Source organism: Myroides sp. A21, assembly GCF_000807225.1.
Classification (GTDB): domain Bacteria; phylum Bacteroidota; class Bacteroidia; order Flavobacteriales; family Flavobacteriaceae; genus Flavobacterium; species Flavobacterium odoratimimum.
Genome location: NZ_CP010327.1, coordinates 2,705,989 through 2,728,271 on the forward strand (window position 1 = coordinate 2,705,989; position 22,283 = coordinate 2,728,271).

13 protein-coding genes are annotated in these 22,283 nt (G+C 33.6%); 6 read left to right on the forward strand and 7 right to left on the reverse strand.

Translation table 11 applies throughout. From position 1 onward, the window contains the following. Positions 1 to 543: 543 nt before the first annotated feature. From MYRA21_RS12180 to MYRA21_RS12190, 3 genes are all read right to left on the reverse strand, one after another. Complete coding sequence (locus MYRA21_RS12180; RefSeq protein ID WP_144246096.1) at positions 544 to 8,913, reverse strand: T9SS type A sorting domain-containing protein; 8,370 nt, start codon at positions 8,911 to 8,913, stop codon at positions 544 to 546. Between the two features lie 71 nt (positions 8,914 to 8,984). Then, positions 8,985 to 9,395 (reverse strand): hypothetical protein, encoded by a 411-nt coding sequence (locus tag MYRA21_RS12185; RefSeq protein ID WP_144246097.1) that lies wholly within the window; start codon positions 9,393 to 9,395, stop codon positions 8,985 to 8,987. Positions 9,396 to 9,666: 271 nt separating this feature from the next. After that, the gene (locus MYRA21_RS12190; protein WP_006259265.1) at positions 9,667 to 10,134 is read right to left on the reverse strand and encodes a hypothetical protein; all 468 of its coding nucleotides are present in this window, start codon (positions 10,132 to 10,134) and stop codon (positions 9,667 to 9,669) included. Positions 10,135 to 10,437: 303 nt separating this feature from the next. Between MYRA21_RS12190 and MYRA21_RS12195 the strand changes: the two genes are divergently transcribed. Next, the gene (locus MYRA21_RS12195) at positions 10,438 to 10,974 is read left to right on the forward strand and encodes a chromate transporter (protein ID WP_006263287.1); all 537 of its coding nucleotides are present in this window, start codon (positions 10,438 to 10,440) and stop codon (positions 10,972 to 10,974) included. Between the two features lie 3 nt (positions 10,975 to 10,977). Next, the gene (locus MYRA21_RS12200) at positions 10,978 to 11,526 is read left to right on the forward strand and encodes a chromate transporter (RefSeq protein WP_006259263.1); all 549 of its coding nucleotides are present in this window, start codon (positions 10,978 to 10,980) and stop codon (positions 11,524 to 11,526) included. A gap of 15 nt (positions 11,527 to 11,541) precedes the next feature. Here MYRA21_RS12200 and MYRA21_RS12205 read toward each other — a convergent pair whose 3' ends face one another. Genes MYRA21_RS12205 through MYRA21_RS12220 form a run of 4 tightly spaced genes read right to left on the reverse strand, consistent with a single transcriptional unit; the run spans position 11,542 to position 18,294 of the window. Beyond that, on the reverse strand, positions 11,542 to 12,675 hold the full coding sequence (locus MYRA21_RS12205) for a cytochrome-c peroxidase (protein ID WP_006259262.1): 1,134 nt from the start codon (positions 12,673 to 12,675) through the stop codon (positions 11,542 to 11,544). Then, on the reverse strand, positions 12,675 to 14,162 hold the full coding sequence (locus tag MYRA21_RS12210; RefSeq protein WP_006259261.1) for a DUF6850 family outer membrane beta-barrel protein: 1,488 nt from the start codon (positions 14,160 to 14,162) through the stop codon (positions 12,675 to 12,677). Before MYRA21_RS12210 ends, MYRA21_RS12205 begins: the two co-directional genes overlap by 1 nt. Before the next feature lie 4 nt (positions 14,163 to 14,166). Next, on the reverse strand, positions 14,167 to 15,558 hold the full coding sequence (locus MYRA21_RS12215; RefSeq protein WP_006259260.1) for a DUF4876 domain-containing protein: 1,392 nt from the start codon (positions 15,556 to 15,558) through the stop codon (positions 14,167 to 14,169). A 6-nt stretch (positions 15,559 to 15,564) separates the two neighbouring features. Beyond that, on the reverse strand, positions 15,565 to 18,294 hold the full coding sequence (locus tag MYRA21_RS12220) for a TonB-dependent receptor (RefSeq protein ID WP_006259259.1): 2,730 nt from the start codon (positions 18,292 to 18,294) through the stop codon (positions 15,565 to 15,567). A 440-nt stretch (positions 18,295 to 18,734) separates the two neighbouring features. On the opposite strand from MYRA21_RS12220, the gene hmpA reads away from it, so the two are divergent. The 4 genes from hmpA to MYRA21_RS12240 all read left to right on the forward strand — a co-directional run bounded on the left by hmpA (position 18,735) and on the right by MYRA21_RS12240 (position 22,280). After that, positions 18,735 to 19,940 carry an NO-inducible flavohemoprotein gene (gene hmpA / locus MYRA21_RS12225; protein ID WP_006259258.1) on the forward strand — a complete coding sequence of 402 codons (1,206 nt, stop codon included), beginning with the start codon at positions 18,735 to 18,737 and terminating at the stop codon, positions 19,938 to 19,940. 157 nt (positions 19,941 to 20,097) lie between these two features. Further along, the gene (locus MYRA21_RS12230; RefSeq protein ID WP_016649591.1) at positions 20,098 to 20,697 is read left to right on the forward strand and encodes a Crp/Fnr family transcriptional regulator; all 600 of its coding nucleotides are present in this window, start codon (positions 20,098 to 20,100) and stop codon (positions 20,695 to 20,697) included. A gap of 189 nt (positions 20,698 to 20,886) precedes the next feature. Further along, on the forward strand, positions 20,887 to 21,150 hold the full coding sequence (locus MYRA21_RS18660) for an AraC family transcriptional regulator (protein ID WP_051130910.1): 264 nt from the start codon (positions 20,887 to 20,889) through the stop codon (positions 21,148 to 21,150). A gap of 323 nt (positions 21,151 to 21,473) precedes the next feature. Then, positions 21,474 to 22,280, forward strand: a complete 807-nt coding sequence (locus MYRA21_RS12240; protein ID WP_016649589.1) for a PhzF family phenazine biosynthesis protein — start codon at positions 21,474 to 21,476, stop codon at positions 22,278 to 22,280. Positions 22,281 to 22,283 lie beyond the last annotated feature (3 nt).

Consider the following 22,283-nt stretch of genomic DNA (forward strand, 5'->3'; position numbering starts at 1 on the left):
ACAACTTATAATGTTTTTGTGCAATTAAAAAAAATTAGAAAAAAGGAACCTTTTAGCAGGATTGGTTTTCTTCAAGAGGAGACAAGTGAAGGAAAGAAGAGAAATTAGAGAGGGTATTCTTATTTTTTGACTGTAATCAGAACGAAAAGAAGAAAAAGTGTTTTTAAGTTTTGGGGTAATTCTGTGAGGGTAGTGTATGTAATTATCTCACTAGTATTTCTCTATAGGATGAGATTCTTCGCAGGCTCAGAATGGACATTAGGAGTGGATGTATAGGATGGTATTCTTCGTAGACTCAGAATGATTACAACTGGAAATATTAATTGTTAATCATATAACACGGAACTACTAATCCGTTATCTATGTCATACTTACGATAGGAAGGGTCTCACAGGTAACTCTACAATCATGTAGGATGGGATTCTTCGCAAGCTCAGAATGACAAAAGAGGTGTAGTAGGATTTACTGAGATTATTAAAAAAAGAAAGGTTGAACTCAGTGATGAGATTCAACCTTTCGGAAGTATAAACAGAAAGTAAAAAATTATTTGATGATGAAGTTGATAATTTTCTTTTCGTTATTGATTAGAATAACTGCGATGTATTTACCACTTTGTAAATGTGGTGGGAGGTGAACACTGTTCTCTCGGTTGGGAAGTTCTGCCTCTAATACCTTGTTTCCTAGTATAGAATATATTTCTAGTCTAGCAGGACTAAAAGTGGTTCTATCCATATCAAAAACAATATTGATTATTTTGTTCTGATCTACTGGATTTGGGAACAGTTTGACCTTGTTTGTATTATTGATCTCTATAATTTGTTTACAGGTATAGACTTTTTCTCCTTTATCCGTTGTCAGTATTAAGTGATGTTTGACTTGATTATTGTTATTGATATCACTGTACGCCCCTGCTACATAATAGTTATTTGTACTCACTAGCATATCATCTCTATACCAATTAAATGAGGTGAAGTTAAAACCTCCGTTTGTGGCTGAGTTCATATTAATGACAAAAGAATTATCAGGCTTCATTATCGCTACTTTTTCGAAAGGTACGGGTCTGATTAGTTCTATTGTGTATTCTCTAGTGAGTGTCTGTGATTCAGATTTAACTGTTACAGGAATTGTAAACGTACCTGCATAATGTAATAAGTATTCCTCTTTTATGTTGTTAGTGATAAAAGCTCCTGCACTTAATTCATTAAACTCTATTCGAGCATATTTTTCTCCACAAGGCAAGATGTATGTTATCTTATTGGTTGGGTTTTTAAACACTTGTTCATTAATAGATAATTCAACTATATCAGCTGCTTCATCATCACTTCTGATGACCAAAGTTGCTGTTATTACATAAGGCATTGGAGCATAATTACTACTTCCTTCAATGGTCGCTTTTACTTGATATTTCCCTATTTCTGTATGTGTATTGTTTTCATAAGTCACTTTTAGAGGATGGGGTAAGTTTCCTGTCAAGGTAAGTGTTTTAGGTTGACCGTCATATACAAAAGCTTGGTTAGGAAATGAAATGAATTTGTGTATATCAAGTGGCTTGATTGTAAGATTAGCTGTGCGTTTGCTAGTAATATAATTATCGCCTTCTAGTGTAACACTAGCTTTGTAAATGCCTGCGTCTGTGTGAATATTATTTTCGTAAGTGGCAGTCACTCCTTTAGGCAGTTTTCCTTTGATTAAGATCTTCTGAGGTTTACCTGTATAATCCACTATAAGTTTGCTAAATGTGATATTAGTTAGTTTAGCTTTCTCTATTGTTAATTTGGCTGTTTTAGTACCAATAAGTATTGATTTATAATAGAAAGAAGCTTTTATACTATATTCTCCTGCGTTGTCATAGTAGTTTCTGTCATATTCTACATTGACTTCATTAGGAATATTGTATGCTTCTAGTTTATGAGAGTTACCATTGTAAGTAACTGATTTGTTCTCAAATATAACGTTGTCCAGCATTGGTAGAGTTTCGCCTTCGTGGCTTATGGCTAATATTGCCGTCATTGTATAAGGCATAGGAGTGTAGTTACTACTTCCTTCTAATGTGGCTGTAACTGTATAGTGTCCAATGTCTGTATGCGTATTGTTTTGATAAGTAATACGTAGCCCTTGAGGTATATGCCCTTCTATATTTAAAGATTTTGGCTGTCCATCATACTTGAACGATTGATTCTTTAAGCTCACTAATCTAGTCAGATCTGCTGGTCGAATGATCAATAGATTTGTACGAGTACTTGTGATATAATTGTCTCCTTCTAGTTTTACGGAAGCTTTATATTCTCCTGCATCAATGTGTTTATTGTTTTGATAGGTTGCTTTTACTCCTTGAGGTAACTCTCCTTCTAGTAGGAGCTGATGTGCTGTACCTGTATAATTAACTTCTTTTTTACTGAACTTTACACTAGTGATGGGAGCTTTCTCTATAGTAAGCGTTGCTCTTTTATGTCCTAATAAAATATCTTGATAATAGAAGTCTGCAGTGATGATATAAACACCTGAATTAGTAAAGGAGTTATCACTGTATTTTACAGTTACATCCTGAGGAAGGTTTGTAGCAATAATCTTGTAGGGTTGACCACTGTAAATAGCAACTATATCTTTAAAAATTATATTATCTAATGTAGGGAGTTCTTCCTGCTCTTCAGTAATCGATAATGTAGCAGACAGAGTATAAGGTATTGGTGTATAGTTATCACTACCACTAAGTATAGCTGTTACCATATGATTGCCTATTTCTGTATGCTTGTTGTTTTGATAAGTAAGCGTCAATTCTTGTGGTACTTCACCTGTAATGACTAATGACTTTGGTTTACCGTCATAAATAAATGATTTGCTTTTTAGCTTGACTAATTGAGTGATATCAGCAGGTAATATGACTAGCTCGTTTGATCTAGTACTTGTGATATAATTGTCTCCTTCTAATTTTACAGAAGCTTTATACGTACCTGCATTCTTATGAATATTGTTTTTATAAGTTGCTGTTACGCCTAAAGGCAGATCCCCTTCTAATAGTAACTCATGTTCCTTACCATCGTAGGTTACTTCTTTCTTACTAAATTTGACTCCAGTAATACGTGCTTTTTCGATAGTCAGTGTAGCTGATTTAGTGCCAAGTAGGATATTTTTGAAGTAGAATGATGCTATGATTTGATATGTACCTGTGTTTATGTACTCATTTTGGTTGTATTTTACAGTAACTAGATTAGGAAGGTTAGTCGCTTCTATAGCAATTACTTCACTAGTGTACGTTTCTGTTTTGTGTTCAAAAATCACTTTGTCTAAAGAAGGTAATTCTTCTTGTACTTTAGTAATTGATAAAGTCGCAGATACTCTATATGGCATTGGTGTATAATTACTACTACCACTTAGTGTGGCTGTGACAGTATGGTTACCTACTTCTGTGTGTGTATTGTTAGTATAAGTAAGTGTTAGTTCTTGTGGAACTTCACCTGATATTATAAGTGACTTTGGCTTACCATCATATATAAAGGATTTACTTTTTAGCTCGACAAGTTGAGTGATATCAGCAGGTAGTATGATGAGCTCATTTGATCTGGTACTTGTGATATAATTGTCTCCTTCTAATTTTACCGAAGCTTTATAAGTACCTGCATTCTTATGAATATTGTTTTTATAAGTTGCTGTTATACCTAGAGGTAGTTCTCCTTCTAGTAGAAGCTCATGTTCTTTGCCATCATAAGTTACTTCTTTCTTACTAAACTTCACTCCTGTAATACGTGCTTTCTCGATAGTCAGTGTAGCTGACTTAGTTCCTAGTAAGATGTCCTTGAAATAGAATGACGCTACTACTTGATATGTACCCGTGTTGATGTACTTATTTAGGTTGTATTTTACAGTTACTAAGTCAGGAAGATTAGTTGCTTCAATCGAGATTACTTCTCCAGTGTACGTTTCTGTTTTGTGTTCAAAAATCACTTTGTCTAAAGAAGGTAATTCTTCTTGTACTTTAGTAATTGATAAAGTCGCAGATACTCTATATGGCATTGGTGTATAATTACTACTACCACTTAGTGTGGCTGTGACAGTATGGTTACCTACTTCTGTGTGTGTATTGTTAGTATAAGTAAGTGTTAGTTCTTGTGGAACTTCACCTGATATTATAAGTGACTTTGGCTTACCATCATATATAAAGGATTTACTTTTTAGCTCGACAAGTTGAGTGATATCAGCAGGTAGTATGATGAGCTCATTTGATCTGGTACTTGTGATATAATTGTCTCCTTCTAATTTTACAGAAGCTTTATAAGTACCTGCATTCTTATGAATATTGTTTTTATAAGTTGCTGTTATACCTAGAGGTAGTTCTCCTTCTAGTAGAAGCTCATGTTCTTTGCCATCATAAGTTACTTCTTTCTTACTAAACTTGACTCCTGTGATACGTGCTTTCTCGATAGTCAGTGTAGCTGACTTAGTTCCTAGTAAGATGTCCTTGAAATAGAATGACGCTATGACTTGATAAACACCAGCATCAGTATACTGGTTCTTATCATAAGAGACTCTTACGTTATTTGTTAAATTAGTTGCTTCTATAGTAATTACTTCTCCAGTGTATGTTTCTGTTTTATGTTCAAAGATTACACTATCAAGAGAAGGTAATTCTTCTTGTGCTTCAGTAATCGATAATGTAGCAGACAGAGAGTAAGGCATCGGCGTATAATTACTACTACCACTTAGTGTGGCTGTGACAGTATGGTTACCTACTTCTGTGTGTGTATTGTTAGTATAAGTAAGTGTTAGTTCTTGTGGAACTTCACCTGATATTATAAGTGACTTTGGCTTACCATCATATATAAACGATTGGCTTTTTAGCTCGACAAGTTGAGTGATATCAGCTGGTAGTATGATGAGCTCATTTGATCTGGTACTTGAGATATAGTTGTCTCCTTCTAATTTTACAGATGCTTTATATGTACCTGCGTTAGTAGCTTTGTTGTTTTTATAGGTAGCAGTTACTCCTAGAGGTAGTTCTCCTTCTAATAGTAGTTCGTGTTCTTGACCATCGTAGATTACTTCTTTCTTACTAAATTTGACTCCCGTAATACGTGCTTTCTCGATAGTCAGTGTAGTAGACTTAGTTCCTAATAAAATGCCCTTGAAGTAGAATGAAGCTATTACTTGGTAAACACCAATGTCAGTATACTGGTTCTTATCATAAGAGACTCTTACGTTATTAGGAAGGTTAGTAGCTTCAATTGAGATTGTCTCTCCTGTATATGTTTCTGTTTTATGTTCAAAGATTACACCCTCTAAAGAAGGTAACTCTTCCTCTTTTTGTGTAATGGATAAAGTCGCAGACAGCGTATAAGGCATCGGAGTGTAGTTAGAGCTACCACTTAATGTTGCTGTTACTATGTGATTGCCTATTGCTGTATGTGTATTATTAGCATAAGTAAGTGTTAGTTCTTGAGGGACTTCGCCTGTAACAGCTAGTGACTTCGGTTTACCATCATATATAAACGACTGGCTTTTTAGCTCGACAAGTTGAGTGATATCAGCAGGAAGTATGATGAGCTCGTTTGATCTCGTACTTGTGATGTAATTGTCTCCTTCTAATTTTACCGAAGCTTTATAGATACCTGCATTAGTAGCCTTATTATTTTTATAAGTAGCGGTTACGCCTAGAGGCAATTCACCTTCTAATAGAAGTTCATGTTCTTGACCATTATAGGTTACTTCTTTCTTACTAAATTTCACTCTAGTGATACGTGCTTTTTCGATAGTCAGTGTAGCAGACTTAGTTCCTAGTAAGATGTCCTTGAAATAGAAGGAAGCTATTACTTGGTAAATACCAGCATCAGTATACTGGTTCTTATCATAAGAGACTCTTACGTTATTAGGAAGGTTAGTAGCTTCAATTGAGATTGTCTCTCCTGTATATGTTTCTGTTTTATGTTCAAAGATTACACCCTCTAAAGAAGGTAACTCTTCCTCTTTTTGTGTAATGGATAAAGTCGCAGACAGCGTATAAGGCATCGGAGTGTAGTTAGAGCTACCACTTAATGTTGCTGTTACTGTGTGGTTCCCTATTTCTGTATGTTTGTTGTTTTGATAAGTAAGTGTTAGTTCTTTAGGTACTTCACCTGTAAAGGTTAGCGATTTTGGCTTACCGTCATAGATAAATGATTGGCTTTTAAATTCCACTAATTGAGTTATATCAGCAGGTAGTATGATGAGCTCGTTTGACCTCGTACTTGTGATATAGTTATCTCCCTCTAATTTTACAGAAGCTTTATATGTACCTGCATTAGTCGCTCTGTTGTTTTTATAGGTAACAATTACTCCTTTAGGTAGTTCTCCTTCTAATAGCAGTTCGTGTTCTTTACCACCGTAGGTTACTTCTTTTTTACTAAACTTGACTCCCGTGATACGTGCTTTCTCGATAGTCAGTGTAGCTGACTTAGTTCCTAGTAAGATATTTTTAAAGTAGAATGAAGCTACTACTTGATAAACACCAGCATCAGTATATTGGTTCTTATCATAAGAAACTCTTACGTTATTTGGTAAATTAGTCGCTTCTATAGCAATTACTTCACCAGTATACGTTTCTGTTTTGTGTTCAAAGAATACATTATCAAGGGATGGTAGTTCTACTTGTTTTTTAGTAATTGATAGTGTAGCAGATAGGGTATAAGGCATCGGCGTATAGTTAGAGCTACCACTTAATGTTGCTGTGACAGTGTAATTGCCTATTTCTGTATGTTTGTTGTTTTGATAAGTAAGCGTTAGTTCTTGAGGTATTTCACCTGTAACAGCTAGTGACTTCGGTTTACCGTCATATATAAACGACTCACTTTTTAGTTCCACTAATTGAGTTATATCAGCAGGTAGTATGATGAGCTCGTTTGATCTGGTACTTGTGATATAATTGTCTCCTGTTAAGGTAACGGAAGCTTTATATGTACCTGCATCCTTATGAATATTGTTTTTATAAGTAACTGTTACGCCTAGAGGTAGTTCACCTTCTAGTAATAATTCGTGTTCTTTGCCATCATAGGTTACTTCTTTTTTACTAAATGTTACTCCAGTGATACGTGCTTTTTCGATCGTAAGAGTTGCTAATTTTGTTCCTAGTAAGATGTCTTTGAAGTAGAAGGAAGCGACTACTTGATAAACACCAGCATCAGTATATTGGTTCTTATCATAAGAGACTCTTACGTTATTTGGTAAATTAGTCGCTTCTATAGTAATTACTTCTCCAGTGTACGTCTCTGTTTTATGCTCAAAAATCACTTTGTCTAAAGAAGGTAATTCTTCCTCTTTCTTTGTAATTGATAAAGTTGCGGATAGGGTATAAGGCATCGGAGTGTAGTTAGAACTACCATCTAATGTCGCTGTTACTGTGTGGTTCCCTATTTCTGTATGTTTGTTGTTTTGATAACTAAGTGTTAGTTCTTGAGGGACTTCCCCTGATATAGTAAGTGACTTCGGTTTACCATCATATATAAAAGACTCACTTTTTAGCTCGACTAATTGAGTGATATCAGTAGGTAATATGATTAGCTCGTTTGATCTCGTACTTGAGATATAGTTGTCTCCTGTTAAGGTAACGGAAGCTTTATATATACCTGCGTTAGTAGCTTTATTATTTTTATAAGTAGCGGTTACCCCTAGAGGTAGTTCACCCTCTAATAATAGCTCGTGCTCTTTACCATCGTAGGTTACTTCTTTCTTGCTAAACTTCACTCCCGTAATACGTGCTTTTTCGATAGTTAGTGTAGCAGATTTAGTTCCTAATAAGATGTCTTTATAGTAGAATGAAGCGACTACTTGATAAACACCTGTATTGATGTACTCATTTTGGTTATATTTTACAGTAACTAAGTTTGGAAGGTTCGTTGCGTCAATCGAGATGACCTCTCCTGTATATGTTTCTGTTTTATGTTCAAAGATTACACTATCAAGAGATGGTAATTCTTCTTGTGCTTTAGTAATTGATAAAGTTGCAGATACTCTATATGGCATTGGTGTGTAGTTATCACTACCAGTAATAGTAGCTTCTATTTGATGGTTTCCTATAGCATTCTGTCCATTATTTTTATAGGATACTTTTAGTTCTTTAGGTAAAGGAGAGGTGATTTTTAAGAACCTAACAATCCCATCATATTTAAAAGTTTGACTTTTAAATTCAATAATTTGAGTTAAGTCAATTGGCGTTATTGTTAAAGTGTTTGTTCTAGTACTTGTAATATAATTTTCTCCTGTAAGTTTTACTGTTGCTTTGTAAGTACCAGCATTAGTGTGTTTGTTATTAGAGTAAATAGCAGTCACTCCATTAGGTAAATCTCCTTTTAGTAATAGAGTATGAGGTTCTCCATTATATAAAACAGATGTTTTATTAAAGGTAACTCCTGTAATTCTAGCCTTTTCGATTGTAAGAAAAGCTGTTTTGGTACCAAGGAGAATGTTTTTAAAATAGAAAGAAGCCTTTATTTGATAATGACCAACTTCTCGATAGTCATTTTTACTGTATTTTACAATAACATTATCAGGTAGATTATTAGCTAATATAGATATAGTTGATCCAGTGTATGGAGTGGTAAGGTTTTCAAAAGTAATATTTTCTATACCAGGAAGCTCTTCTGATACTTCCTCTTTAGTAATTGTTATAGTAGCTTTGAGTTCTAGAGGAATTGGTGTGTAATTTTTACTACCTGTTATTGTAGCAGTCACTAAGTGGGAGCCTATTTCTGATTGATTATTACCTTTATAAGATATATAAAGACCAGAAGGTAGTTTTTGATTTAGGAAAATAGACTTTGATTGTCCATCATAAACAAACATCTGACTAGTTAAGGTATATTTACTCGATATATCTATTGGGAGTATAGTAAGGGTGTTAGAACGAGTACTAGTAATGTGATTTTTTCCTGCTAGTCGAACGCTCATTTTATACACTCCTGCATTGGTATGAGAGTTATTTTGATAAGTAGCAGTGACTCCTTCAGGTAATTCTCCACTTATTTCAGAGAATGTTTAGAACCATCATATACAACTTCTTTTTTTCGTAAAGTAACACCTGTAATTCTAGCTTTGTCAATATTAAGCCTAGCGGATTTTGTTGTAATTAAAATATTGTTTTCATTGTAAAAGTAAGCTTTTACAATATATGAACCAGCATTAACGAAGCCATTTTTATCATACTTCACCGTTACATTATGAGGAACATTAGTTGGTTCATGATAAAATGTCTCTCCTGTATAGGTTACAGTTTTTTCTTTAAAAACGAAGTTATAATATTTGTAGTTAGAGTTATTTGTTTGGGAGATATGGGAGGAGGAATTATCAGATTTCGAATAGATATTACTATAATAACGTTGTGAAAAAACACATAATAGAGCACACAACAAGGGGAATAATTTTTTAACCATAGTAAACATGTATTAACTTAAATTATTATATAAAATATAGTATATCAGATGGATATATATAAATATACAGTCAGTGCCTACATGTTTAAAAGTTAATATATTAAGTTGTTGTTACGTCAAGGTTATCAGGAGGTAAATATTTGTTTGATTAATTGTATTAGAAGGTACTTTGTTTGTTTCTATTAATATTTAGTTTTTACGTGAAAGAGAATTATAAGATATAAGAGGTGATTTAAAGCAAAAAAGCGATGGAGATCTCCATCGCTTTTTTTTATTTCTTGGTAATTTCATTTTGTGTTTGTACTTCTTTAGCTTTCACTACTTCTTTAGCCTTTGTCCATTTAGAAGGGTCTTCTTTTAAGTCTAGGTAGTATTCATAGAGCATCTTAGTTAGTTCTACTTCTACGCGCTTACCTACGAAGTGTTTATTGGTACTGAAGTATCCATATATAATCCCGTCTTTCTTTACGATAGGAGGTTTATCTGCATGTATATTCCAGGGAGAGTAGCTACTGGTCTGGTCTCCATAGATGCCATATTTATTCCAAATTGACTTTTGGCTGTATAAGTTCCCATACGTTCCATAGGTATTCCATATAGAGTTAGCCTCTTTGGCATCACAGCTTAGGCAACCTAGATATTCTTCTTTACCATCATTGGTATATAACTCAAGCTTTTGGGCATAGGTGCCAACACTTAGTAGAATAAGAAATAGTATATAATGGAATTGTCTTTTCATGTGTTCTTTTGTTTGTCGGCAAATTACAAAAAATTTCAAAATAAGAAATGTCAAATTTTAGCAATATTCTTAAAAATGCTGTAAACTGTAATATTATTTTGATGAACGGCTTTTATGTTGTGTTTTTTACACTTTATACACAGGATTAGAAGGGATGTTGTTATTCGATTTTTAAGGTAATAAAAAGGAATTGTTGCTTAAATGAAGTGGTTTTTGGAAGGGATTTAGAACTGTTTTATTAGGTGAAAAAAGAGAGATTTTGTATATTGTAAGCTTTGTTTTGTATTAAAAAACTTCTTAATCATGCTTTTCAAATTATTTTATCTCTTTACTAAAATAGGACTTTTTACCATTGGTGGGGGGTATGCTGTGATTCCATTAATCGAAAAAGAAATAGTTTCTCGCGATTGGTTAACTCAGGACGAGTTTTATGAACTTCTAGCTATAACTGAGTCTCTTCCTGGTGTGTTTGCTACCAATATAGCCGCCTTAGTGGGGTTTAAGATTAACGGGGTAAAAGGGGGAGTAGTCGCAGCACTAGGCACTATATTAGCTCCCTTTACTATTATACTTCTCATAGCAGTTTTTTTTAGTCGATTTCAAGAAAATGTTTATGTGATAAAGGCGTTTAAAGCCCTCAGACCTGTAGTAGTAGCTCTCATCGCGGCACCGTGTTATACTGCTATTAAGGCTAATAATATGACAGCAAAGACGTTGATATTTCCCTTAGTAGCTCTAGGCATGATGTGGGGATTAGGTGTGTCTCCAATTTGGATTGTAATAGGGGGATGTGTAGGAGGAATTGTATATCATAGTATAAGAGAAAAAAGTAAAGCATAAGATATGATATTTTTAAAATTGTTTTGGGTATTCATAAAAATCGGTACTTTTGGGTTTGGTGGAGGATATGCTATGCTGTCTCTTATTCAAGAAGAAGTTGTAGAGAAGAATCAGTGGATCAGTAGAGGAGAGTTTACAGACCTTATAGCAGTTTCTCAGATGACACCTGGTCCTATAGGGATTAATTCGGCTACTTATGTTGGTTATAGTGCATTACATGGTGCGGGATATTCTCCTATGGTAGCTATACTCGGGTCTGTCATTGCTACTATTGCCCTTTGTCTACCTTCTTTTATGATGATTTGTTTGATTTCATATTTCTATTTAAAGTTTCGATCTAATAAGTATTTTTCATATGCCTTAATGGGGATTAAGCCATTGAGTATAGCTTTGATTGCCCTAGCAGCTGTATCACTAATAGATCGAGAGAGCTTCTCTGATTATTACAGTATAGGCTTATTTATTCTGGCTCTTATCTGTTCTATCAGGTTTAAGATACATCCTATCCTTATTCTTTTTGTTACAGCTGTCGTAGGGATATTGATTTATTGAGAGAATAAAATAAAATTATTTCTCAGGTAGTTTAGGCTTATCTATTAACATAGGTTTAGATGATAAGGCTTGTAAAAAAGCAATTATAGCAAGTTGTTCTTCTTTTGTTAGTCCTAACTTTTTAATTAAAGGGGATGTAATAGGAAATAATGAATCGTTTTTGTATTCTTCTCTTCTGTAAGGAGTGTTCATCCCAACATTATACATTCCAATCACACTCTCTATAGTAGGAAATATACCTTGATGAAACCAAGGGCCTGTATGTAAGACATTGCGAAGACCTGGTGTTTTCATTTTACCAACATCAGCAGCTTTATGAGTTACATTATATCTTCCTAAATCTTCTCTTTTCCTCTTATAAAAAGTAAAACCTTCATTGTGGTATTGTAAATCTGTAAAGTAAGGTCCATTATGACAATTAATACATCTAGCTTTGGTTCGAAATAGATGTAATCCATGTACTTGTTGATCAGATAAACTTTGATAATCCCCATTTACAAAGTTGTCAAAGGGTGTTGGGTTAGAAACAATAGTCTTTTGAAATAGAGCAATAGCATCCAATATTCTGTCTTTAGTGATAACGGTTGTACCATAGGTTTTCTTGAAGTGTTTTTGATATCCTTTTATAGTTGCTATTTTGACAGGCAAAGAGTCTATGTCTTGGAACATTTCGACATGGTTCTCAATAGACATCATCTGTTGTTCTTGTAAACTATTCGCTCTTCCATCCCAAAACAGTTCTTTTTGTATCCATACATTTTCTATAGTAGGAGTGTTTCTAGTTCCGACTAATCCTTCATGACCTATAGCTAAAGTTTCTTTATCTGCCCAATGTTCTGAATCTATATGGCAGGTAGCACAGGCTATTTTATTAGAAGAAGATAGTCTAGGGTCATAAAAAAGAAGTTTCCCTAACTCGACTTTATTTCTATCTTTTTTATCAATCAGAGGAGGAGATAGGAGAGCCCCTAGTTCTGTAAATACAGCTGTACTGTCAAGAGTAGGAGTTGGCCAAAGAGAAGCAGGACGCTCATAAGCATGACGCAACTCTTCAATAGAGTGGTAAGTAGAAGATGATGTGTCTAAACGATGAAAACTTAAGAATAAAATGGTCAGTAGTAGTGTAGCTAGATAGATAGCCTTATTCATTATAAATATAATTTTAAACTTAGATTAATACTGTTACGATCTCTGTCCTTTGATTTTAAAAAGTGACCTGAAATTGCAAAATATAAACTGTATTGGTTCAACAAGGTTCTATTGCCATAGCCTAATTCTCCTTGTACTCCCCAAGCATTATTATTGTAATAGTGATAATCAGGAATGATTACCTGATCTGTAAAATTAGTGTGTTGTGTATCAGGAATGGTTAAATCATTGGTTAGTTTGAATCTGTATAAAGGGGTAATATTAACTTGATAGAAATGTTTGTGTTGATTGAATATAGTGTTTAGTATTACCTTGTTTAATAATTGTTTCTCATCTCTATAGACACCGATAGCATAGTCTTTACGGACTGTAGAGTATAATGTGTGATCTAATCCTACTTGTAAATCTGTATCTTTCCAAAGATTAGAGAATGAACCTATAAATTGAGCATTGATATTGTAGTGATCTACTTTGTAATTTAACCCTTCTATTAGTCTCAAGTTTTTTCCATCATAGTTACTGTATTTTAGATTGACTTGATACTGATTTTGAACTGAAGAAGTATAAGTTAACATTCCTTGTAGAAGTAATTGCTCTTGTTTAAATCTATTTGTTATATCAAACCCTTGTTTATATTTATTAAGCTCTGCATTTTCGTCATAATAACTTTTTTGAGCTAATGCTGCTATTTTTATTTTTTCTCCAGAATATTGATATGCAAACTTGTAAGCATTTTCTTTTGCTTTTCGATCTAACAGAAGATTCTGATCGCTAAGAACAATATCTCCATACCCTAAACTGATATTAAGAAAGCGTTCTTTGTATTTGTTGCTACTTTTGTATTCATTGTTTTTATACATGATATTGTTTTCTTCTGTCATCTTTCCATAAGATAGACCAATACCGATAGCATGTTTATGAATATGCCAAGCTACATCTGCTTTATAACGGATAAAATAGTTAACTACATCTGGTCTAGGGTCATTGTTACCTGTAGTCCAATTGTAATCAAAGTCTAAACCGAACCCAATGAATAGTTTTTGTTTGACTAGTTCATAACTCATCATTGTATTGGCTAAATACTGTTGATTCTGAAAATTATTAGGGTGATTAGCATAGAAATAAAAGGGATTAAAGCCTTCTTTTTTTCTTCTAAGATCATTCGCTAAGTGGTTCTCAAATGTTTTGTCATAAGCAAAGTTGCCATATACTTTAAATCTATGAATATCTGTAAAGCCTTCTGCTGAGAACTTAAAGTCTTTACTATTTTCTGCTTCTTGACTTTTTCTGTAGTCACCTTTTGCCTTGTTGTAGTCTAAGGCTAACTTTCCAAATTCTTCTGTTTGATCATTTAAGAAAAGTATGTGTTTAGGGACATAAGCACGTTGATTCTTCTGAATATACCAAAGATCTAAGTACTCAGAATGATTCTGAGCACTTAAAATCTGGCTAAAAAGTAGACTTATAAAGATTGATAATTTTCTCATGGGATTAATTAGTAAAAGAGTCTTCTCCTTTAGATACTATTGGTTTTTCTATCACTACGAAATCTTCTGTAGAGTTATCAGTGTCTTGCAGTACACGACGACCATTCTTTAATTTATATCTCGTTTTTCTCAATAAAGATTGACTAGAGTAAGTTCCGTTTGGTACGAAAGTACTTCCTTTATCTACAGATTCAGGTACTTTACGTGGAGCTACACGACTGTCTTTAGAGTGTCTAACCTGTACTCCGTCAATAATGTATTCAACAGGAATTCTTAGGCACTGTGTTGAGTCATTCTTTTTAGGAGCTTTGACTGTAGGGAATGATTCTACTGCTATATCTTTTGGTAACTGTACTAGTAATATTCCATCATCAGTAGCAAAACGCATAGCTAAGTCACTATTTTGAGCTTTAATGACTTTCATTTTAGCAATACCTACAGTATTAAGGTTATAGCGATACTTCGCTTGTGTAATATCAATGCCATATTCTTTTTGTAAATAATCTAAAACATAAACATCAAAATCAGCCTTGCTTAAATCGACTGTCTTATTAGGATCTACAAACTCTGATGGCTTACCAATGACGAAGTTTTTAGTGTGGTCAATAGCTGTAGAAGCAATAATCATACTTTTACCTGGCTCTATTGGATATTGTGAACCTCCGCCTGGAAATTGAAGTACTTTTTTAGCATATACATAGTCCTTGTTTAAATCTCCTTTTCCTGTGTTTTCAGCTGCTTTTGTCCAATCGTATTGACGAGAAGGTAAGTAGCTTGAATCATCAGAACCTGTAGCTTGACTGTTAGTAGTATTGTGGAGCATTACTAATAATATTCCATCAGCATATAAGGTTTCGGTACTGTTATTATAGATTTCTAAAAATTGATCTCTATACCCGGAGCCATCTTGTAAACTAGAACCAGCGTAGAATATTTGTTTAAAGATTAGACCAGATTGACTAGTCTTGTTCATCTGTAATTCTATTTTGATTTCATTAGCATCAGTCACTGCTAGATTGTCAATATTAGCAGTGAAAGTAATAGAATCTTCTTCTATTTTTTCTTCATTGCTTTGAGAAGAGTCGATTAATTGATTATAGGCTTGTTTACTCATCGTTAGTTTAGCGATGATATTATAATTTCCTACTCTTAAGTTTGCTGTTGCAATACCTTGATTGTCTAGTGTTACTGTGTTTTTATTCCCATTAGCTCTATTGGTAAACTCTATTGTTGTACCTTCTAGAGGAATATTAAGATTGGTGTTTTCTTGTGATACTGAAGCGACAAATTTAACATTAAGAGTATTGGCAAAGTCACTAGAGTTGTCATCTTTACTACAGCTAATTGCGAATAGGGTGCAGACTACGGAGATGATTAAAAGTAAAGTATTTCTCATTTTGTTTTAAAATTTAATTGATATCGATCCTGTTATACTAAATGGAGCGTTATAGTTAATAATAGACCTTGTTCCATCAGATAACTTTTTTTCTTTGTTTATTCTGATATTAAAGAAGTTATAGGTGTTGATTCCTATTCTTATGTTTTTACGTATTTCTTTTGTGGCATTTAGATTAATGACATAAAATGTAGGTTGTTCATAGTTGCTACCAGCAGTAGAAATAGTCTGTTTAATATCTTCAGGAAGTTCTACTTGGATAGGTTGCATGGCAATGTCTAAATATTCATTAGCGTATTTCTGTTCTGTATTTAAGCTTTTTCTAAACCAAAAAATATCACTGTTCATCGTTACTATAAAACCTATTTTAGGAATGTGGTAAGTCAATCTTAGTTTGCTCATTAAGGATAGCGATTTAGTTTTTGCAGGATAAAAAACAGTGTAATACACTCCATAATCTTGTTTGTAGCTTTCTTCAGAGACTTCGTTATAAGTTGGGTTTTGATCATAATATTCACTATAAGAAAGACTATTAGACAAAGACAAATACATGTTTAAAGGTTTGATCTTTTGAGTAGCAATAGTCCAATCAAAACCATAAGATTTAGAGCGTACACTATTAGTCATATGACGTATACTATAGTTTGTTAAGGTTTTATAGTTTCCTGTAGCTTCATATTGAATAGTTTTTCCTTTCTCTAATTCTCCAATTATTTTGTATTCAGGTACATCGATTGGGAAGTATTCCTTTTTAACTCCAAAACCATTTTTATTATCCTTAAAATACCCAAAGAAGCTATTAGTTAAGAATTTATTACTAAAGGTATATCCCAATTCGAACTGTGTAGATTGAGACGGTTTAAGGTGATTGTTATTATTTTCTATTTTTACTGTTTTAACCAAGTATAAACTATTGTTGATATTAGAATCATCAAAGAAGTTTAGCAGCGGGAAGTCTAACCAGATTGGAGCAGGATAGCGGTGCGCTAGAGATGGTGCCTTAGTAGCTATTCCATATCCCATAGTAATCCTACTGCTAGGAGAAACCTGATATGCTAAGTTTATTCTAGGTTGATAACTAGCTTTGCTATTTTGTACATCCATACGGAATCCAAGATTCCCTTCTAATGGTTTATCGAATAAATACCATTTAAAGTTGTCCATAATGTAGGCTCCATAGTTAGCTTGACCTTCATTTTTTCTGAAATCATAAGGACGTTCGTTCTGGTTGTTATTTTGAAACCATCTAGGCTGATCAGCTTTATAAATAGTTCCTTTACCCAAGTTATCGTGATAGTTAATAGATACTCCTGCTGTGATTAAGTGTTCAAATTTATTTCCAAAAGCATCAGAGGAAATGTTTAAGGTAGATCCTAAACTAAGAGGTCTTCCTTGTATTTCTTCAATAGCAATATATCTACCATCTACATAATAGCCTTCATACACACCTGTAGTATCTCTGTTGGCTATAGGAAAAGGGCCTTTGTTTATTCTTTCTTGGTTGTAAGTATTACTTATTCCATAAGAACCATTAATATTGAGGTTAAGAGATTTAATAGCTCTAGAATTGAATTGTATATTCGTTCTATTAGACCATCTAAAGAACTCATCTGTTGCTTTTAGTTTTCGACTTTGTTGATCATCAGGATCTTCTCTAACACCGTCTAGTCGTTTGCTAAAGCTTAGACTTAAATTATTTTTGACACGTGGTGAGAATGATTTAGTCCAAAGAATACTTTGATTGATTCGATTATATTCTTTAATGTTATCTCTAGGGTCATTGTTACTTTTAGAGTAATTCATAGATAGGTTTAAAGCCCCCCATTTGTTAGGAAGTCCAAAACCTTTAGATAAGCTATATGAAGTGGCTCCTCTATTAATGTTAGTTGTAAAACTATAAGGTGTTTTCCCAGCTTGTTTATTGATGATAATAGCTCCGTCAGTTAATTCCCCATATTTAGCAGAGGCAACACCTTGTACCACTTCTATACTTTCAATATTTTCTACTGGAATTTCACGTAAGTCAACCCCTTGATAAGTAAGATTGGCAATACTACCTGTATTAGAAGAATTTGTTAATCCAAATTGATTTAAACTACGCGTTTGCATATTGGCATCGTTGGAGATAGTTACATCATCTACGATAATAGCTACTCCAAAAGAGTTGTTCATTTGCTGAAGTGTTCCTCCCGTTAATTTATCAAAGCTAGCGCCTCTAAGGTTTATGGTCTGTGCAGTATTTAGGTTTGGCGCCACTGTAGCATGACCAGGTAATGTATTTAATACATCTTTTAAACTGAATGCTTGTACTTCACTAATTTTCTCTTTGTCTATTACTATTGCTGAGTTCGATCCAGACTGTGCTTTAAGTATAGGTGCTGTTATATTAATCTCGTCTAGTGTAATAGATAAATCAACTAATAGAAAACGATTATTGTAAGTAGTAAAAGTTTTGAGGTCTTTAATGTAAATAGACTTCTTATTGGCGTAGTTAATACTGAATGGCTCAAAGTCTTTTTTAGTAGAAAAAGAGAATGTTCCTTGATTATTAGTGTAGTAAACTTCATTGTTATCTAATATAACAGTAGCGAATTCTAAAGGTTGATTATTAGAATCAACAACAGTTCCTTTAAATACTTTAGAACTCTGGGCGACACTATTTCCTGCTAGTAAAAGAAGAAATATGTAGATAAAGTGATGTGAGAGCGACTTTTCTACATTAGATAGTAGTTTCATTATTTGGACTTAATTTAAATAGTGATGCAAATGTATATATTATATCAGTATATAAAATTTAGTTAAATAGTAGGGTTGTGCGTCTTTTGGCTAATGTGTTGATAGTTAGTAGTATTATTTTTCTTAACTAATTTGAGTTATGAATAATTAATATATAGCTATTTAATTATAATGATTCTAAATAGAGTTATATTATTTAGAATTATTCTATTATATAGCTTTGTAAATTAAATAATTCATAAAAATGAAGCGCTATTGTCTTTTTATGTCAAATGAGCAGGGATTAGCCATCGATTATATTCTATTCATTCTTTAAATCTTCTCTACAAACTTTAATCTTAGGAGAAAAAGAATAAACTCTATTTCTTATGACTGCAGTCATAAAATGCGTAGTAGGTAAGCTTCTATATTTGGCTGTAACATTATAAAACAACGAAGACATGTTAACAGGTGAGCAAAAACAATTAATCTTGGCAACAGTACCTTTGCTAAGAGAGAAGGGATTAGAACTAACAAAACATTTTTACTTGAGAATGTTCGAATATCACCCAGAATTAAAGAATGTATTTAATATGGGGAATCAACGTGCTGGCAAACAACAGATGGCTTTAGCGATGGCAGTACTTGGCTATGCAGAAAATATTTCACAGCCAGAGCGATTAATGCCTGTAGTTGATCTAATAGGGCATAAGCACGCCAGCTTATCAATACAGCCAGAACAGTATGAAATAGTAGGAACTCATCTACTAGCGTCTATAAAAGAGGTACTAGGTGAAGCAGCGACAGAAGATATCGTACAAGCCTGGGCAGTGGCTTATCAACAATTAGCAGATATCATGATAGGACACGAACATAAGATTTATCAAGCTAAGGAGAATGAAGCGAATAACTGGATAGGGTGGAAAGCATTCACTGTGAAGAGTAAGGTAGTAGAGTCTGGAGAGATTACTTCCTTTTATTTGGTACCAGCAGATGGGAGTGCTGTTGTACAGCATCAACCAGGACAATATATCAGTATTAAAGTCTTTTTAGAACGAATAGGCCTAGAGCAGATCAGACAATATTCTATATCATGTGCTCCTAATAACGAGTACTATAGAATATCTATCAAACGCGAACTAGGAAAAGAGATCGATATGAATGGTATGATTAGTAATCATCTGCATGACCATATTAATGAAGGAGATACTGTAGAAATTAGTTCTCCGTCAGGAAACTTTGTGCTAAAGGAGAACCAGAGAGATAAAGTGTTTATCAGTGGAGGAATAGGGCAGACGCCTTTATTATCAATGCTAGAGGCATTAGAATTAAGTGGAGTGGTAAATCACAATATTGTGTGGATTCACGGGTGTAGAAATCAAGAGGTACAGGCATTTAGAAATAAACTAAGCTATATTACGAATAACTGTTCTCAGGTGAAGCCAATCTTCTTTTACGACAGTCTAGATCAGGTGGCTGAAGATATAGAAACTTATCAAGGAGTTGTTGATTTATCTACGATTAAGGGATATGAGTTTACGAATGAAGCAGATTACTATTTATGTGGACCACATCCTTTCTTAGAGAAGCAACTTCGTGATTTAAAAGCTCTAAATATCAGTGCAGATCAGATCTTCTATGAAGAGTTTACACCAGCATCTGTTTAACTCGAAATAGTTAATTGACAATATTGGATGTAAGTCTATATTTTTTTAAGCGAAAATACTAAGTGTATTTTCGCTTTTTTTTAGCGTTTGCATCTATAGTTTATTAGTAGCTTTGGATATCAATATAAGTATATAAGGTAGATATTTAAAAGGCAATATGATTACGATAGAACTGTTAATGCAATATGGAGCTGAAATAAGAGAAGTGAAGAAGAATGAAATTATCTTTCAAGAAGGGAATTACCCTAGTCATTATTATCAAGTTGTGTCAGGCAAGGTAAAGATGAATAACTTTAGTGCTGATGGGAGAGAGTTTATACAGAATATTTTTACATCTGGACAGAGCTTCGGAGAGCCACCTCTATTTATAGAAGAGCGTTATCCTGCCAATGCAATAGCCGTGAGCAATGCGAAGATTATTCAATTGCCTAAAGGTGATTTTTATGAAATGATGAGACAAAATAATGAGGTGTCTTTAGCTATGAATAAGAGTTTGTCTAGACGCTTATATTATAAGTCTATTATGGCACCTGATATCGCTTCACAAGATCCTGATAATCGTATTATGACACTGCTAAACTATCTAAAGTCTCATCAACAAGCTGTGGAAGAAACTTCTCGTCCACTGACCATTGATCTGACTAGACAACAAATTGCAGATTTGACTGGGTTAAGAGTAGAAACAGTTATTCGTACCTTAAAAAGATTAGAGAGTGATAGCAAAGTACAAATTATCAATAGCAAAGTCGTAATTTAATCAAGAACAATACAGAGGTCTTAGATAAGCTTATTATTTATCCTAATAAACAAGATAGCGAACTGATTGAAGACTTGTCTTTACTTATCAGAAAAACAGTATAGTCTACTTAAGACTCATTTGTTAGAACAGATGCTACAGTATCTTATTTACTCCTTGATTACAGTAGTGTCAAAGTCGTATTATTCTATGACTTTAAAAGAAAACTTACAGAAGAATAGAGTTAATGATATTATGGATTGTTTCTTTGAACTTCTCGATGAATATGGAGTGGTAGAACGCAATGTTTCTTTTTATGCCACACATCTACACTTAACACTACAGCATCTAAGTTCACTAATCAAGAAGAGAACTGGTAAGTCAGTTAAGTCATGGATAGGTTTTGCAGTTATAAACAAAGCTAAAGAGTATTTAAACACCACTTTTCTGTCTGTTAAACACGTGATCAGCTAGAGTTTGCAGATGCATCCTTGTTCTGTAGGTATTTTAAGCGCTATATTGGACAGATACCTAATGAGTATAGAAAGAGTTGAGGTTAACGAACTTTGTTTCTATAACAAGACTATTTCTGTTATGTGTAGTTGACTTTTGACTTTTTGAGGTACTCAATAAGCTTATTGAATCAGCTTTTTAGTTGACTCAGTAGCTTTTAGTATATAGAATAATAGAAACTTTATACTTTCGTTGCATATTGAGCGTTATTGGAGAAAGGAGGCTTAGAGAGGACTATATCTCTATTGGCTCATTCTTAGTTAATTATCGAAAGTACAATATTCATGAAAATAAAATCATTTATAGTAGACGCATTTACAACAGAACTTTTTAAAGGAAACCAAGCTGGAGTATGTTTATTAGAACAACCTATTTCTGAGGAAAAAATGATCCTTATCGCTAAAGAATTTGGTTTTTCAGAGACGGCATTTGTGATGCCTCTTACAGATAATAAGTATAGCATTCGTTACTTCTCTCCTAAGATGGAGATTCCACTGTGTGGACACGCTACTATGGCTTCTGCCAAAGCACTTTTTAGTGGAGAAGAGCAGTTACATAAGATTATATTTAATACACACTCAGGCTATACAGTAGAAGTGTACAAGCAAGGAGTGAATATAGAAATGTCTTTTCCGCTTCTAGAGGTAGAGAACACGACTTTATCAAAAGAGATAGTAGATGCACTAGGTATAAAAGAGGTGTTGAGCTGTGGATATAATAAAGAACATAATATCGTCATGGTAGAGATACAAGATGGTGTAGAACTAGCAGCCTTGTCTCCTGATTTTAATAGATTAAGAAATATTGATACAGGGATTAATGGAGTGGTGGTCACTGCGAGTTCTTGTATAGAGGGATATGATTATGAATATAGATATTTTTGGCCTTGGTCAGGTACAGATGAAGATCCAGTGACTGGGGCTGTTCAGAGTTTTTTAGCACCGTATTGGTACATCAGATTAGACAAAAAGGTACTGAAAGCATTTCAGTGTTCTGAAAGAACTGGTAGTATGGAAGTAGAGTTGACAGAGGATAAAGTGATTATTAAGAGTTGTGCTGTTATCTTTAGTGAAGGAATAATTACAGTATAGAAG